This window comes from Streptococcus fryi (assembly GCF_053206505.1).
This window is the reverse complement of record NZ_JBRUGW010000043.1, coordinates 1-15,010: the sequence shown is the minus strand read 5'-3', so window position 1 is coordinate 15,010 and position 15,010 is coordinate 1. Positions and strand designations below refer to the sequence as shown.

16 protein-coding genes are annotated in these 15,010 nt (G+C 37.6%); 13 read left to right on the top strand and 3 right to left on the bottom strand.

Annotated features, from left to right (window positions below; genetic code table 11):
- Positions 1 to 178: 178 nt before the first annotated feature.
- Positions 179 to 832 carry a metal-dependent transcriptional regulator gene (locus ACVRZH_RS09185; RefSeq protein ID WP_447454993.1) on the bottom strand — a complete coding sequence of 218 codons (654 nt, stop codon included), beginning with the start codon at positions 830 to 832 and terminating at the stop codon, positions 179 to 181.
- 178 nt (positions 833 to 1,010) lie between these two features.
- On the opposite strand from ACVRZH_RS09185, the gene troA reads away from it, so the two are divergent.
- The 4 genes from troA to troD all read left to right on the top strand — a co-directional run bounded on the left by troA (position 1,011) and on the right by troD (position 4,637).
- The gene (troA, locus tag ACVRZH_RS09180) at positions 1,011 to 1,946 is read left to right on the top strand and encodes an Mn uptake ABC transporter substrate-binding protein TroA (RefSeq protein WP_447454992.1); all 936 of its coding nucleotides are present in this window, start codon (positions 1,011 to 1,013) and stop codon (positions 1,944 to 1,946) included.
- Between the two features lie 222 nt (positions 1,947 to 2,168).
- A complete protein-coding gene (gene troB / locus ACVRZH_RS09175; RefSeq protein WP_447454991.1) occupies positions 2,169 to 2,921 on the top strand; it encodes an Mn uptake ABC transporter ATP-binding protein TroB in 753 nt (250 codons plus the stop codon).
- Positions 2,922 to 2,932: 11 nt separating this feature from the next.
- Positions 2,933 to 3,793, top strand: a complete 861-nt coding sequence (gene troC / locus ACVRZH_RS09170; RefSeq protein ID WP_447454990.1) for an Mn uptake ABC transporter permease TroC — start codon at positions 2,933 to 2,935, stop codon at positions 3,791 to 3,793.
- Positions 3,786 to 4,637, top strand: a complete 852-nt coding sequence (gene troD / locus ACVRZH_RS09165; RefSeq protein ID WP_447454989.1) for an Mn uptake ABC transporter permease TroD — start codon at positions 3,786 to 3,788, stop codon at positions 4,635 to 4,637. Before troC ends, troD begins: the two co-directional genes overlap by 8 nt.
- 120 nt (positions 4,638 to 4,757) lie before the next feature.
- Here troD and ACVRZH_RS09160 read toward each other — a convergent pair whose 3' ends face one another.
- Positions 4,758 to 5,540: a peptidylprolyl isomerase gene (locus ACVRZH_RS09160; protein WP_447454988.1), complete on the bottom strand. Its 783-nt coding sequence runs from the start codon at positions 5,538 to 5,540 to the stop codon at positions 4,758 to 4,760.
- Positions 5,541 to 5,697: 157 nt separating this feature from the next.
- On the opposite strand from ACVRZH_RS09160, the gene ACVRZH_RS09155 reads away from it, so the two are divergent.
- On the top strand, positions 5,698 to 8,049 hold the full coding sequence (locus ACVRZH_RS09155; RefSeq protein WP_447454995.1) for a DNA translocase FtsK: 2,352 nt from the start codon (positions 5,698 to 5,700) through the stop codon (positions 8,047 to 8,049).
- Between the two features lie 185 nt (positions 8,050 to 8,234).
- On the opposite strand, the gene ACVRZH_RS09150 is transcribed toward ACVRZH_RS09155, so the two are convergent.
- On the bottom strand, positions 8,235 to 8,585 hold the full coding sequence (locus tag ACVRZH_RS09150) for a DUF3397 domain-containing protein (RefSeq protein ID WP_447454987.1): 351 nt from the start codon (positions 8,583 to 8,585) through the stop codon (positions 8,235 to 8,237).
- Positions 8,586 to 8,791: 206 nt separating this feature from the next.
- Between ACVRZH_RS09150 and rplK the strand changes: the two genes are divergently transcribed.
- The 8 genes from rplK (at position 8,792) to ACVRZH_RS09110 (ending at position 14,830) form a co-directional block, all read left to right on the top strand.
- Positions 8,792 to 9,217, top strand: a complete 426-nt coding sequence (gene rplK, locus ACVRZH_RS09145) for a 50S ribosomal protein L11 (protein WP_447454986.1) — start codon at positions 8,792 to 8,794, stop codon at positions 9,215 to 9,217.
- An 80-nt stretch (positions 9,218 to 9,297) separates the two neighbouring features.
- On the top strand, positions 9,298 to 9,987 hold the full coding sequence (rplA, locus tag ACVRZH_RS09140) for a 50S ribosomal protein L1 (RefSeq protein ID WP_447454985.1): 690 nt from the start codon (positions 9,298 to 9,300) through the stop codon (positions 9,985 to 9,987).
- A 59-nt stretch (positions 9,988 to 10,046) separates the two neighbouring features.
- On the top strand, positions 10,047 to 10,715 hold the full coding sequence (locus tag ACVRZH_RS09135; RefSeq protein WP_447454984.1) for a TraX family protein: 669 nt from the start codon (positions 10,047 to 10,049) through the stop codon (positions 10,713 to 10,715).
- 133 nt (positions 10,716 to 10,848) lie between these two features.
- Positions 10,849 to 11,571 carry a UMP kinase gene (gene pyrH, locus ACVRZH_RS09130; RefSeq protein WP_447454983.1) on the top strand — a complete coding sequence of 241 codons (723 nt, stop codon included), beginning with the start codon at positions 10,849 to 10,851 and terminating at the stop codon, positions 11,569 to 11,571.
- A gap of 18 nt (positions 11,572 to 11,589) precedes the next feature.
- On the top strand, positions 11,590 to 12,147 hold the full coding sequence (frr, locus tag ACVRZH_RS09125) for a ribosome recycling factor (protein WP_447454982.1): 558 nt from the start codon (positions 11,590 to 11,592) through the stop codon (positions 12,145 to 12,147).
- Positions 12,148 to 12,327: 180 nt separating this feature from the next.
- Complete coding sequence (locus ACVRZH_RS09120) at positions 12,328 to 13,188, top strand: CvfB family protein (RefSeq protein WP_447454981.1); 861 nt, start codon at positions 12,328 to 12,330, stop codon at positions 13,186 to 13,188.
- A gap of 90 nt (positions 13,189 to 13,278) precedes the next feature.
- Complete coding sequence (locus tag ACVRZH_RS09115) at positions 13,279 to 14,613, top strand: DUF1958 domain-containing protein (RefSeq protein WP_447454994.1); 1,335 nt, start codon at positions 13,279 to 13,281, stop codon at positions 14,611 to 14,613.
- A gap of 1 nt (position 14,614) precedes the next feature.
- Positions 14,615 to 14,830, top strand: a complete 216-nt coding sequence (locus tag ACVRZH_RS09110; RefSeq protein WP_447454980.1) for a YozE family protein — start codon at positions 14,615 to 14,617, stop codon at positions 14,828 to 14,830.
- The last annotated feature ends 180 nt before the right edge of the window (positions 14,831 to 15,010 follow it).

Genomic DNA, 15,010 nt, shown 5'->3' with positions numbered 1-15,010 from the left:
TCCATATGAGTCTTTCTAATGATGGTTTGCTTGCTTTTCATTATAGGTCATATGGGACTTTTTGATACTCAAAAGGCCCTATAATCTCTATGGTGGAGTTACCCACTACAGAAATTATAGAGCCTTATTTGTATTATCAACTCAATTTTATCTTCAAGCAACAACTGCAGATGTCTTTTTACAAAGCTATACTTTCGACGAATAGTTGCTTAGCGACTGGCTCGGGGATGGTTAATTCTCTTTGGTTAAAATTGATGGTCCATGTCTTGCCGAAATCGTCATGACGAACGAGATGAAACTCTTGCCCTATAGCTAGCCCGTTATCATTTAAATAGTTTAAGAGTAAGTCGTTATCATAAACACGCTTGATGATATAATGTCCAGTTTTGCTAATGGTTTCTAATAGGGTAAGATAATGTTCTTTAAGTTTTTGACCTTTTCGTGGAATAACACCACCATGTGGACAAACGTCAGGATAGTTTAGCATTTCTTCAAGTCGATCAATAAACTGATCGGTTACACTATGCTCTAAGACTTCGGCTTCTTCATGGATATCATGGTTAGTATAACCTAAATTATGGACAAGAAAGACTTCGATGAGCCGATGTTTACGGTATAAATTACTGACAGTCTGTTGTCCTTTTGTAGTCAGATTATAGCCTAAACTAGCATCTTTTTTAATCCATTCTTCGTTCAACATTTTTTTTAGCATTTCAGATACAGAAGGGGCAGAGACAGCCATCATTTCCGCGATCAATTTATTCGTGATTTTGATTTGTCGTTCCCCAATTTCATGGATGCATTTTAAATAATCTTCTTTATTAGGTGTCATATTAGTTCTCCGCTTTCTATTATCCATTATATCAAATTTTATCAGGACTTTCCAAAAAATATTATTAGGTTAAACTAAAAAATAAAATAAAAAAACCTAAAATCTATTGACAAATAAATTCGAGTGAGGTATTCTTATTATTGTAATTAGGTAAACCTAAAAATGAAAAGGAGAAACAATGTTAAAAAGAACAATTGCAGCAGTGTTTAGCTTAGTAGCTCTTGTTTTATTAGTAGCTTGTGGTGCTCAGACGAAAGAAGAAAGCAAAGTAAGCTCTGAGAAACCAGTGGTAACAGTAACAACCTCTTTTCTTGATGATATGGTGAAAGTTCTTGCAGATGATTATGTGACGCGTGAGCTCATCATTCCTGCTGGTGAAGACCCACATCTTTATTTAGCTAAGTCAAGTGATTTGAAAAAACTCCAAGATGCTGATTTAGTGTTATATCATGGCTTGCATTTTGAAGGAAAAATGGTTGATGCCTTAGAGCAAACAGGTGTTGCAGTTACTAAAAATTTTGTGGCGTCAGACTTAAATGAAATGGATGAGGATGGGGAAACCATTACTGACCCTCATTTCTGGTTTGATATCACACTTTATAAAAAAGCCGTTGAAGTCGCATCGGAAGAATTACAAAAACTTCTTCCAGAACATAAGCAAGAAATTGCTGATAATGCCAAAGCTTACTTAAAAGAGTTAGATGAGCTAGATGCTTGGAACAAAGAAGAATTATCAAAAATCCCAACAGAAAGCCACTACCTCGTTACACCGCATGATGCCTTCAATTACTTTGCAAGACAATACGGTTTCACGCTTTATGCTCCGCAAGGCGTTAGTACAGACTCAGAAGTAGCTAACAGCGATATGATTGACACCGTTAATCTTATCATTGAGCACAATATTAAAGCTATTTTTACAGAATCAACAACAAACCCAGCACGCATGGAAAAATTGAAAGAAGCTGTTGCAGCTAAAGGCGGTAGTGTTGAAGTTGTTAGTGGAGAAGGAATGGAATTATTCTCAGACTCTCTAGCACCAGAAGGTGAATTTGGCGATAATTACATTGATATGTACAAGCATAATATCAACCTTATTGTTGAGCATTTAAAATAAGACGTACGTTATCAATCATTTTATGAGACAAGAAGCTGGGACTAGCGCCCAGTTTCTATCTTTTTATTTAATTGCATAATTCTTGTAAATAATTGTAAAAACCTATCCATTACAATGGGTCAAACATTGTTTCTAGCTATAATAAGAGATTTAGATAGTTTAGAGTATTGTTAAAATATGGTTGACGATTATTATTGACTGAAGTTATTAAAGGAGAAAAAAATGACAGAATTTGCTGTTTCGGTTGACCATTTAAGCGTGTCTTATAACGCTGTTGAAGCCTTAAAAAACGTCTCTCTTTCTATTCCCAAAGGGAGTATTACAGCTATTGTTGGTCCAAATGGTGCTGGGAAATCAACGCTATTTAAAAGTCTGTTGCATCTGGAAAAAAGACAAAAAGGTCAGGTGACTTTATTAGGTCAATCCTCTCAGTTATCAGATTTGATTGCTCAAAAGGTTGCGTACATTCCGCAGGCTAGTCAAGTTAACTGGCAATTTCCAGCTACGGTTTTTGAAATTGTTTTGATGGGGCGTTATCCTCATATTACAAATTGGTTGAAGCGTCCTAGCGAGGAGGACAAGACTATTGTTCGTCAATCATTAGAACGTTTAGGCATTTGGGATTTAAAAGATAGACAAATTAGTGAGCTATCCGGTGGTCAAAGACAGAGGGTTTTTATCGCGCGTGCCTTGGCACAGGAAGCTGTCCTCTACCTCATGGATGAGCCATTGGCGGGTATCGATATCAGTACAGAAAATATTATCATGAGCTTATTGAAGGAATTTCAAGCAGAAGGTAAGACGACTGTTGTGATTCACCATGATTTGCACACGTTGGAAAACTATTTTGATTATTTGGTATGGCTGAATCAGTCTGTGGTTGATCATGGTTATATCCAAGATGTCCTAACAAAAGAGAACTATCAACGTACCTACCGTACTGTTCAAGAATTATCACTTTTTGATTTAGCATAGAGAGGTTCACTATGAGTCATATTCTTTTTGATTATTCATTTTGGACGGTAGCTTTAGGAACAATTGTTTTTGCTCTAGCCTCTAGTATGATTGGAACAATCACTGTCTTGACGCGGCAGAGTTTAATTGGTGATACCTTAGGTCATGCCTCTTATCCAGGTGTCATTGTTGCATTTATGCTTTTCCAGTCACGACATCCACTTTTGCTGATGTCAGGAGCTATAGCTTCGGGTTACCTATCTTATGGTTTAGTTTATCTCATATCACGTTATACCAAGCATACGTTGTTGAATAGCCTTTCCTTGGTTTCTGTTTCTTTTTTCAGTTTAGGTATGATTTTGAAACAGTTCATTCAAGGTAATCCTTATTTCCAAGGAGCTAGTCAAGCAGGGTTGGGTGTCTATCTATTTGGTCAAGCGGCGTTTATTAAGAAAGACGACGTTATCCTTGTGGTGTTTGTTTCACTGATAATCTTATCTTTATTTGCCTATTTCTACCAATCTTATAAAGTCTATTTGTTTGATACTATTTTTGCACAAACCATAGGAGTATCAGCCAAATTACTCAATCATTTGACAAGATTGATGATGATTAGTTTGATTGCGGTTGGTCTTAAGTTGGTAGGTGCAATTTTGATGAGTAGTTTTTTAATTGCTCCAGCAAGTATTGGTCTTTTGTGGGGTAAACATTACCGCCAAACATTGTTATTAGCAGCCTTATCAAGTTCTTTAGCGGCCTTTACAGGAACCTTTGTTAGCTCGATTTTATCTGGTTTATCAACTGGACCAAGTATCATTGTAGTGATGATGTTGATATTACTTGTATCCTTTGTTTATCAAACTTATGTGAAAAAGGAGAATCGTCATGTCTGAAGTTTTGTTAATTTTAATATTTGTCAGCTTATCGTGTAGCCTTTTGGGGAGTTTGTTGGTGGTCAACAATCAATCACCAGTTGCTGATGCTCTCTCCCATTCGGTATTACTCGGAATTGTATTGGCCTTCTTTCTGGTTCATGATTTGGATTCTCCATTTTTGATGGTTGGTGCTACTGTATTTGGTCTTTTCACGGTTTATGGTATTGAGTGGTTGACGACACAAAAATTAGCTTATGATGCGGCAACGGGTTTGGTTTTCTCATTCTTTTTTGCGGTTGCTGTTATTTTAATCTCTGTTTTTGCACGTAATGTTCATTTAGACATGGATATGGTTTTACTTGGCGAGGTGATTTTTGCACCATTGTACAGGATGACTATTTTCTCTGTCAGTCTTCCTGTTGCTTTGATTAAAAGCATTGCTATTTTTGTATTAGTTATCTTATTCATCCTAGTAACGTCGAGACGTCTAGCTTTATATTTATTTGACGCTAGTATGGCTGGTCTAGTAGGGATCAAACTCGTGGCATTACGTTTGCTAACAATGTCTCTTGTTTCCCTTACAATTGTAGTCTCATTTGATGCTGTTGGTGCTATTTCGGTCATTAGTTTTTTGGTAGCGCCTGCAATGACTGCTTTATTTTGGGCTAAGCATTTTTCGACCATGTTAGGTTTAGCTGGCTTATTTGCGATTATGAATGTGACCTTAGGTTATTTCCTGGCGATTTATTTTGATTTGACAGTAGCAGGCACGTGTGCCTTTATAGGTTTTTTAGTTTTCTTGCTTAATATGCTAATTACTCAACTTATGAAACCTCTATTATTAAAACAAAAATCCGCATAATAAAAAACAAGAATACTCTCTAGCGCTGAATGGCACACAATCAGTTAGATGGTTAATCCAACTTGTGGCAACAGCTAAGAGCAGTTCTTGTTTTTTTAGTTTTAAGATTTCGAAAATATTTTATTTGAATGGGATATCTTTAACGATTTCAATGTTTTTAATGGTAACATCTTCAATAGGTTTGTCTTGTTCGTTTGTTTCAACAGCAGCGATCTCATCAACAATTTCTATACCTTCAATGACCTGACCGAAGACAGTGTGAAGACCGTCTAGATGAGGATTGCCTCCAGATTTATAGGCCTCAATAATTTTAGCTGGAACAAATTGAGGATTTAGGCGAGGAGCCTGATTGGTCTTGTTTTGATTGATGAAGAATTGACTACCGTTAGTATCAGGTCCAGCATTAGCCATAGATAGAGAGCCTCTAATATTGTAAAGGTAGTCGCTAATTTCATTGGCAAAGCCATGTCCCTTATCAATAGTTTCATCTTTGCCTTGCCAGATAGATTGTCCACCGGTTCCGTTACCTTCAGGGTCTCCAGTCTGAATCATAAAATCGTTCAAGACACGGTGGAAAATAATGCCGTCATAGTAGCCTTCTTTAGCATGTGTCATGAAATTCTCAACAGCTAAAGGAGCTTGTTCTGGGAATAACTTGAGTGTTATATCCCCCTTTGTTGTTTTAATTTTGACGACAGCTTCATTGTCTGCTACTTCAGTCGTCAGTTGAGGAAAATCAGCTTGATTAAGTCTAGCAATGCGCTCAGCAATGAGTTTTTCTTGTTCTTGCTGATTACTTACAGTAGTCGTGTTTGATTCTGTTTGTGTTGTTGAATTTTCCGGTTTTTGACAAGCGCTCAGTAGCAATAAACTTGTCAAACCTATTAAAAGTCTCTTTTTCATAGTCTCTCCTAAATCTGTCTAATAGATGATGGCTGATAGTTGTCCCCTCTCTTAGAACTATTTTAGCATGAAAGGCGACTTTTTGCTATTAGAAAAAAGTGTGGTCAGCTTTAGTCATTTCCAAAATCTCCAGTTTGATTTATGGTATAATGGGACTATGGCAAATAAAACACAACAGAAAGGACGCACACGCCGTCCAACGAAAGCAGAGTTAGAAAAACAAAGAAAAATTAAAAGATGGCTATTGACTAGTTTGACTGTCTTTATCCTATTTTTTGCTGCCCTACGTTTAGGTGTACTGGGTATTCTTGTTTATAACCTCATTAGGTTCTTTTTTGGTAGCCTAGCTTATCTGATGATTTTTGCGGTCATTGCTTATCTATTACTTGCAAAATGGCTGAAAAAATTTGAAGGATTGGTTGTTGGTTTCTTTGTTTTGTTGATAGGTCTACTCTTGGAATGGCATGCTTACCTATTCACTTTTTCTCATGTCAAAGATAAGGAAGTGATAGGGACAACGTTCAATTTATTATTAGGCGAAATAACCTCAGGTAGTACCAAGTTGTTTACTGGAGGTGGTATGTTTGGGGCTCTTTTTTACAAACCAATCGCTTTTCTGTTATCCAATATCGGTAGCTTCTTGCTAGGAGGGTTATTTATCATCTTGGGCTTGTTTATCATGAGTCCTTGGGATATTGATGATGTGATGACCTTTTTTAGCACTCATTACAGTAACTTCCGTGATAAGAGGGAGCTTAGGAAACAGCAGCGTTTTGTCCGTCAAGAAGAATTACGCCGTTTGAAAGATGAAAAAGCTCAGAGAGAAGCAGAAAGGTTAGAGGAGGAAGCTTTAGCTCGATTCACTGTTGATGAAGAAACAGGAGAGATTCTTGAAGATACTACTGTTATCACTGAGCCTGAAATTATTAGCTATGAGACAAGGCAAGAGCCTGAAGAGGACATTTATGATTTAGATGTTTTTGAACAACCTACCAAGGTGTCTTCTCATACTATTTCGGTTGATGCTGTGAATGATGAGCAAGAAGATATAGTTGAGGTGGATTTCACACCACATCGTCATTTGAACTATCAGCTACCGGGATTAGATTTATTTGCACCAGATAAACCTAAAAATCAGAATAAGGAAAAGAGGATTGTCAGGGAGAATATTCGTATTTTAGAAGAAACCTTTGCTAGTTTTGGGATAAAGGTGGTTGTTGAGAGGGCTGAGATAGGACCGTCAGTGACCAAATATGAGATTAAACCAGCAGTTGGTGTGCGTGTCAATCGGATTTCAAATCTTGCTGATGATTTAGCTCTTGCTCTAGCAGCGAAAGACGTTCGGATTGAAGCGCCTATTCCAGGCAAATCTTTGGTTGGCATTGAGGTGCCTAATTCCGAGATTGCAACGGTGAGCTTTAGAGAGTTATGGGAGCAAGCTAAGACCAATCCTGATAATCTCTTGGAAATTCCTTTGGGTAAAGCTGTTAATGGCACGACTCGAAGTTTTGATTTGGCACGTATGCCACATTTGTTGGTAGCAGGGTCAACAGGTTCTGGTAAGTCAGTAGCGGTTAACGGCATTATTTCCAGTATTTTGATGAAGGCCAAACCAGACCAAGTCAAGTTTATGATGATTGATCCTAAAATGGTTGAATTATCTGTTTATAATGATATTCCACACCTGCTGATTCCAGTAGTGACCAATCCACGTAAGGCAAGTAAAGCTCTTCAAAAAGTGGTTGATGAGATGGAAAATCGTTATGAATTGTTTAGCAAGGTTGGTGTCCGTAATATTGCTGGATACAATGCTAAAGTTGAAACCTTTAATCGCCAGTCGCAAGAGAAAGAAATTCCGCTGCCATTACTTGTCGTCATTGTTGATGAACTGGCAGACTTGATGATGGTTGCGAGTAAGGAAGTTGAGGACTCTATTATCCGTTTGGGGCAAAAGGCACGTGCGGCGGGCATTCACATGATTTTAGCCACTCAACGCCCATCTGTCGATGTTATTTCTGGACTCATTAAAGCCAATGTGCCAAGTCGTATTGCCTTTGCCGTCTCCAGTGGTACAGATAGTCGGACGATTTTGGATGAAAATGGGGCTGAAAAACTATTGGGGCGTGGCGATATGCTGTTTAAGCCGATTGATGAAAATCATCCTGTGCGATTACAAGGCTCCTTTATCTCAGATGATGATGTTGAACGTATTGTCAATTTTATCAAAGGCCAAGCAGATGCTGAATACGATGAGACTTTTGAGCCAGGGGATATTGACGACACTGACGTGAATAGTTCTTCTGGTTCTAGTAGCTCAGACGGTGACCCATTGTTTGAAGAAGCGAAACGCCTCGTTATAGAAACACAAAAAGCAAGTGCTTCAATGCTTCAACGCCGTTTATCAGTAGGTTTTAATAGAGCGACACGATTGATGGAGGAATTGGAAGAAGCAGGTGTCATAGGACCAGCTGAAGGGACAAAACCTAGAAAAGTTCTTCAGACTCAGTGATGATACTTATTGATATGGAAAAAGGTTGAAATCAAACTCAAATCTAAAGTAGAAAAAACGAACAAAATCAAGTTCTGATTACCAGAATCCTAGTTTTGTTCGTTTTTTGCTTTTAATTTCTTAGTTTATAGGGAATATTAAAACTCAAAAACCTTGTTTTTCCAGATTACTTAGGCTTAGCTATTTTATTTGTTTATAAAAATAACTAAGACAGTTGCTAGGTAAAATAAAACTGTAGCGATAAAACTTAGTCGCCAAAATAATTTGAAAAAACGTTTGTAGATGAAGGTTTTGGACTTGATGAGATTGCCGATACTAACAAATAAGGTTAACAAGGACATCATCAAAAGATAATGTGGCAAGAAGTTATGTTCAAAAAATAAATTTGACAACAAGACGATTTGGATAGCAAAAATCGGCCAAGCAATATCAGGCGTTGCTATCCGGAAATGATGCAGGTGGAGAATACGACATATCATCTGAGCGACAATGGGTGTTGTAAGTAGAAAAGATAGAGCAATTAATTTATAGGTCATCATATACCTTATTTTACCCTTAATCGTTGTCTTTGTAAACTTTTTTGAGGTTAGCAGTGATAAAGAGTAAAAATAAATCAAAAAGGAAGATAAAATGCTTGAAAAACAACCAGAGTATGTTATAATTATCTAGTATGCTCTAAAGCATAACTGTGGGAGGTAAAAATCTTAATTACCGCCAAAACCACAACAGGAGGATTTTTAAAATGGCTAAAAAAGTCGAAAAACTTGTAAAATTGCAAATTCCTGCAGGTAAAGCTACTCCAGCTCCACCAGTTGGACCAGCACTTGGTCAAGCAGGTATCAATATCATGGGATTCACTAAAGAGTTTAACGCTCGTACAGCTGACCAAGCTGGTATGATTATCCCAGTTGTTATCTCTGTTTATGAGGACAAATCATTTGACTTCATCACAAAGACACCTCCAGCAGCAGTTCTATTAAAAAAAGCTGCAGGTGTTGAAAAAGGTTCAGGTACACCAAACAAAACTAAAGTTGCGACAGTAACTCGTGCACAAATCGAAGAAATTGCAACAACAAAAATGCCTGACTTGAATGCCGCTAACCTAGAATCTGCTATGAGCATGATTGAAGGTACAGCACGTTCAATGGGATTCACTGTAGCTGACTAAGTACGGTTTATCCACCCGAAATATCTTTCAGATGAAACCTTCATCTAAGATTGACCACATTTACAAGGAGAACATATAACATGGCTAAAAAAAGCAAACAATTACGTGCTGCTCTTGAGAAAATCGACAGCACAAAAGCTTACAGTGTTGAAGAAGCTGTAGCTCTTTCAAAAGAATTAAACTTCGCTAAGTTCGATGCTTCAGTAGAAGTTTCTTACAACTTGAACATTGACGTTCGTAAAGCAGACCAACAAATCCGTGGAGCAATGGTATTGCCAAACGGTACTGGTAAAACATCTCGTGTTCTTGTATTTGCACGTGGTGCAAAAGCAGAAGAAGCAAAAGCTGCTGGTGCAGACTTTGTTGGTGAAGATGATCTTGTCGCTAAAATCAACGGTGGTTGGTTAGACTTTGACGTTGTTATTGCGACACCAGATATGATGGCTGTTGTTGGACGTCTTGGTCGTGTACTTGGTCCACGTAACTTGATGCCAAACCCAAAAACTGGTACAGTAACTATGGATGTTGCTAAAGCAGTTGAAGAGTCAAAAGGTGGTAAAATTACATACCGTGCAGATAAAGCAGGTAACGTACAAGCACTTATCGGTAAAGTATCATTTGAAGCAGACAAGCTAGTTGAAAACTTCAAGGCTTTCCATGAAGTGATCGTTAAAGCTAAGCCAGCTACTGCAAAAGGTACTTATATTACAAACCTTTCAATCACTACAACACAAGGTGTTGGTATCAAGGTTGATACAAGTTCATTGTAATATGACACTAACCCTCACGCCTGTGAGGGTTTTTTCGTATAATAAAGAAAGACTTATCTATGACACTAAAAATTATCAATAGACGGACTGTAAAAATGATTGCCTTAGTTACCATGTTAGTAGATCATATTGGTGATAGGTTGACAACAGTTGACCCTACTCTTTTTGATCAAGTGCTTATCTTGAGAGCTATTGGACGTATCGCATTTCCACTTTTCGCCTTTCAAATGGCTTTGAGTTTTCATAAGACTAATAGTTTATCAAAACTGGTTAAGCACTTATTTGTTTTAGCAGTGATTTCTGAAATACCATTTGATATTAGTGAGAATATTTGGTTTGATATGAATAGGCAAAATGTCATTTGGAATTTCTTTTTTGTCGGTCTTGCCTTACTCATCGCAGAAAAATGGAAGCAGTTTGATAAACAGATACTATTAGTCATTTTGTCTCTTGCTTTCGCAGTTTTGATGGAATATTTGAATGTGGATTATGGCTTATCAGGTTTTATGATGACGATGTTGTTTACTCTAAGTATTAGTTCTACCATCAATGCCTTACTACCCTTTAGTTTATATGAGTTTTGGTGGGTAAAAAACAGTCTATTTATAGCTTCATTTCTCATCTATTTTTACGATGATCGTTCCATTCGCTTTGGTAAATGGGAGAGTTTATTCTACCATTCCTTTTACCCGCTTCATCTCTTATTGCTCTATTGGCTAATCACATAAACATAGGAAGGTTAATAAATAGCCTTTAAGCGGATATTCTTAATTGGCATTAGCAGTTTAAATTTGATAAACTCTGCTTTTATTTGTCTCTGATTTGTGGTAGAATATTAAAGATAACATAAGGAGTGTAGATATGTTAAAACCAAAATATAACCGTGTTTTGATTAAATTATCAGGTGAAGCCTTAGCTGGTGAGCGAGGTGTTGGAATTGATCTTCCTACAGTGCAGAAAATTGCTAAGGAAATCCAAGATGTTCACAGTTCAGGTGTTCAGATTGCTCTAGTCATTGGTGGTGGTAATCTTTGGCGTGGTGAACCAGCTGCAGCTGCAGGTATGGATCGCGTGTCTGCTGATTATACTGGTATGCTAGGTACTGTTATGAATGCTCTGGTAATGGCAGATAGTTTGAAACAGTACGGTGTCGATACACGAGTTCAAACAGCAATCAATATGCAGCAAATTGCTGAGCCCTACATCAGAGGAAGAGCTCTTCGTCACTTGGAGAAAGGCCGTATTGTGATTTTTGCTGCTGGTACTGGATCTCCTTATTTTTCAACAGATACAACGTCAGCTCTACGTGCTGCTGAGATTGATGCTGATGCCATCCTCATGGCTAAAAATGGGGTTGATGGTGTCTATAATGATGACCCGAGAAAAAATGCCGATGCAGTGAAATTTGATGAATTGACCCACTTGGAAGTATTAAAACAAGGTCTAAAAATTATGGATTCGACAGCAAGTTCCTTATCAATGGATAATGACATTGACTTGGTTGTTTTCAATATGAATGAAGAAGGAAATATTAAACGTGTTGTCTTTGGTGAACATATCGGAACAACCGTTACAAATAAATAATAAAAGAGGACGTAAATTATGACTGAAACTATCATTGCTAAAGCCAAAGAGCGTTTTGAGCATTCACATCAATCATTAGCACGTGAGTTTGCTAGCATTCGTGCTGGTCGTGCTAATGCTAGTTTATTGGACCGCATTCAAGTAGAATATTATGGTGCACTGACACCACTTAATCAATTGGCTTCAATCACTATTCCAGAAGCACGTGTATTATTGATTACGCCTTTTGACAAGTCTGTTTTGAAAGAAATCGAACGTGCTATCAATGCTTCAGATTTAGGCATCACACCTGCTAGTGATGGTTCTGTTGTGCGTTTGGTGATTCCGGCTCTTACTGAAGAAACACGTCGTGAATTGGCAAAAGAAGTGAAAAAAGTTGGTGAAAATGCTAAAATTGCCATTCGTAATATCCGTCGTGATGCTATGGATGACGCTAAAAAAGCTGAGAAAGCCAAAGAAATCACAGAAGATCAATTAAAAGGATTGGAAAAAGATATCCAAAAAGCTACAGATGATGCTGTTAAGACAATTGATACGATGACTGCGGACAAGGAAAAAGAATTATTGTCTGTGTAATTGATATAACGAAAAGAGATGAACAAGAGAGTTCTAGTCAGCTCACCTGTTTGTCTTTTTTTCTGAATGCTACCTGTTAGTAAAACTGATGAAGTCATTTCAATCTGGGTCTTTTTCATAAGTCATTTTGGGAAAATCCTACTCATCAGATACGTTAATATAAAAAAGAAAGAGAATGATATGAACCATTTATTAGCAAATCACATCACAGCCTTAGTGACTGATGAGAATGACCGTTTTTACTTTGCCCAAAAAGATGGCTTTACCTTTGCTATTCTTAAAGAAGAGGGACAACATCGGATTGGTGATATGATTCAAGGTTTGGCTTATTTAGATAGCAAGCAAAAGCTTCGTATGACCAGTCTTGATACGTTAAAGCTTAGCCGTAATCAGTTTGGTTGGGGGAAAGTGACAGAAGTTCGTCGTGATCTAGGTGTTTTTTTGGATGTTGGTCTTCCTGATAAGGAAGTAGTTGTTTCCTTAGATGTTCTCCCAGAATTAAAGGAGCTTTGGCCTAAAAAAGGTGATAAGCTCTATGTGACTTTGACAGTGGACAAGAAGGATCGTATCTGGGCCTTGCCTGCAGAACCTCATGTGTTTCAAAAAATGGCAGGTCGTGCCTATGACAACATGAACAATCAGAGCTTGAGAGCGATTGTGTATCGCTTGAAATTATCAGGAACGTTTGTCTATCTCCCTGATAACAATATGCTTGGCTTTATTCATCCTAGTGAGCGCTTTAATGAGCCACGTTTGGGAGAAGAGTTAACCGTACGAGTGATTGGATATCGTGACATTGATCGTACTCTTAACCTATCTTTAAAACCTCGATCGTTTGAAATGTTAGAAAACGACGCTCAAATGATTTTGACTTACCTAGAAAGTCAAGGAGGCTTTATGACCCTGAATGATAAGTCATCTCCTGATGAAATTAAAGCGACTTTTGGGATTTCTAAAGGGCAATTTAAAAAAGCATTGGGTGGATTGATGAAAGCAGGCAAGATTAAACAAGATAGCATAGGCACAGAGCTTGTAGAATAATTGTGTTGTTGCTACCCAATATCTAAATATGCTATACTAGAATAGAAATAGACATACAAGAGGCGGAGGGAAAGTGTGAAAAGAAAATGTATCGTCGTGTTAGGGATTTTAGCCTTGTTACTCCATCTGGTGCCAGTTAAGGCAGATGAATTGTTAGATATAACAAGAGACGCAGGTTATGAAGTCAATGATTTTAATCGCCCAAAATCTTCCCTAGTGGTTGATGGTAAGACAGGAGATATCTTATGGCAAGATAATATTGACGAAATAAGAGATCCAGCTAGTATGAGTAAGTTGATGACACTCTATTTGGTCTATGAGGCTATTGGACAGGGAAAGTTATCAGAAGAGACTATTATCCAAGCAACACCTAGAGATCAAGCTATTGCTAGCATCTATGCGATTTCAAACAATAAGATTGTTGCAGGAGTTGATTATACTGTTGGAGAATTGATCACCATGACAGTAGTCCCGTCATCTAATGCGACAACAATCATGTTGGCTAATTACTTATCAAATGATGATCCGGATGCTTTTTTGGATATGATGAATGCTAAAGCTAAAGAGTTAGGCATGACAAATACTCTTTGGAATAATGCTAGTGGTGCTGCAGCCATTTCATTTAATGGCTATTACACACCCCTACGTTATGATAATTATGCGGCAAACCAGACGACAGCTCGTGATATGGCTATTTTGACCTATAATTTTATCAAAAACTACCCTGCTATCTTAAAGCACACCAAAGACCCAGTCGTGACAGTCAAAGAAGGAACACCTTATGAGGAGACTTTTGAAACGTATAACTACTCTCTGCCAGGTGCAAAGTATGGTATTGATGGAGTTACTGGTTTGAAGACTGGTTCTAGTCCTCGTGGTGCGTTTAATTATATTGCTACCGTTGACCGTAAAGGGCAACAGGTGATTAGCGTAATTATGGGCGTTGGTGATTGGTCAGACCAAAATGGAGAGTATTATCGTCATCCTTTTGGTAATGCTTTGATTGAAAAGGCATATAAGGACTATACCTATAAAACGCTATTAAAATCTGGGGATCATGAGATTGACGGTAAGATGTATCGTTTAGATAAGCCTGTTAAGGGGACAATTGCTAGGGGTCAAAAAGCGACCTGGCGTGTGAATGGCAATCAACTAGTGATAGAGAATGGTTTGAAAACCTTAACTGATCAGATTGAACAAAGAGATGGTATTAACGTTCATCCTCTAAAGAGAACATTTTGGGGAGGATATAAACTTGTAGATGAAAAATCTACCTCAAGTCAAAAAAATCAAGGGCATTTTTTATCTGAAAAAGGAATGATTGTAGTCTTGGTTTTCTTGAGTTTGATTATATTGATCCTGCTTATTTTAGTTCAATGGTTTTCTAGACAACATCGTCTATTTAAAATGAGGAAGGAAAAATAAGATGAGGCGTCCTTTTTATGCTTGGTTAATGACCCAACGACACCCCAAGAGTAATACTCCAGTAGCTATATTAGCAGAATTGGCCTTTGATGAATATGATTTTCCAAAACAGTCAGATGATTTTGATGAGATTAGTCGTTTTCTTGAAGAAGAAGCGAGTTTTAGTTTCTCTTTAAGGGAATTTGATAGTATATGGGAAGACTATTTGGCACATTGAAAATAGTTAAAAGATGCTAGGCTCTGAGCCTAGTATTTTTTATAGATATGATTTAGGGCTCTTTGTCAACTGTAGTGGGTAGATGAAAAGCTAACATCTGGAGAGAATCAGATTGGTTCTCTCCTTTTTGATGTTCAAGGCAATCAAAATCCTTCTTTTAAAGTTGTCAAAGTTTCGGAA

Coding starts and splice junctions, on each gene's coding strand:
- ACVRZH_RS09185 (WP_447454993.1), bottom strand. CDS start 832: ATGACACCTAATAAAGAAGATTATTTAAAATGCATCCATGAAATTGGG.
- troA (WP_447454992.1), top strand. CDS start 1,011: ATGTTAAAAAGAACAATTGCAGCAGTGTTTAGCTTAGTAGCTCTTGTT.
- troB (WP_447454991.1), top strand. CDS start 2,169: ATGACAGAATTTGCTGTTTCGGTTGACCATTTAAGCGTGTCTTATAAC.
- troC (WP_447454990.1), top strand. CDS start 2,933: ATGAGTCATATTCTTTTTGATTATTCATTTTGGACGGTAGCTTTAGGA.
- troD (WP_447454989.1), top strand. CDS start 3,786: ATGTCTGAAGTTTTGTTAATTTTAATATTTGTCAGCTTATCGTGTAGC.
- ACVRZH_RS09160 (WP_447454988.1), bottom strand. CDS start 5,540: ATGAAAAAGAGACTTTTAATAGGTTTGACAAGTTTATTGCTACTGAGC.
- ACVRZH_RS09155 (WP_447454995.1), top strand. CDS start 5,698: ATGGCAAATAAAACACAACAGAAAGGACGCACACGCCGTCCAACGAAA.
- ACVRZH_RS09150 (WP_447454987.1), bottom strand. CDS start 8,585: ATGACCTATAAATTAATTGCTCTATCTTTTCTACTTACAACACCCATT.
- rplK (WP_447454986.1), top strand. CDS start 8,792: ATGGCTAAAAAAGTCGAAAAACTTGTAAAATTGCAAATTCCTGCAGGT.
- rplA (WP_447454985.1), top strand. CDS start 9,298: ATGGCTAAAAAAAGCAAACAATTACGTGCTGCTCTTGAGAAAATCGAC.
- ACVRZH_RS09135 (WP_447454984.1), top strand. CDS start 10,047: ATGACACTAAAAATTATCAATAGACGGACTGTAAAAATGATTGCCTTA.
- pyrH (WP_447454983.1), top strand. CDS start 10,849: ATGTTAAAACCAAAATATAACCGTGTTTTGATTAAATTATCAGGTGAA.
- frr (WP_447454982.1), top strand. CDS start 11,590: ATGACTGAAACTATCATTGCTAAAGCCAAAGAGCGTTTTGAGCATTCA.
- ACVRZH_RS09120 (WP_447454981.1), top strand. CDS start 12,328: ATGAACCATTTATTAGCAAATCACATCACAGCCTTAGTGACTGATGAG.
- ACVRZH_RS09110 (WP_447454980.1), top strand. CDS start 14,615: ATGAGGCGTCCTTTTTATGCTTGGTTAATGACCCAACGACACCCCAAG.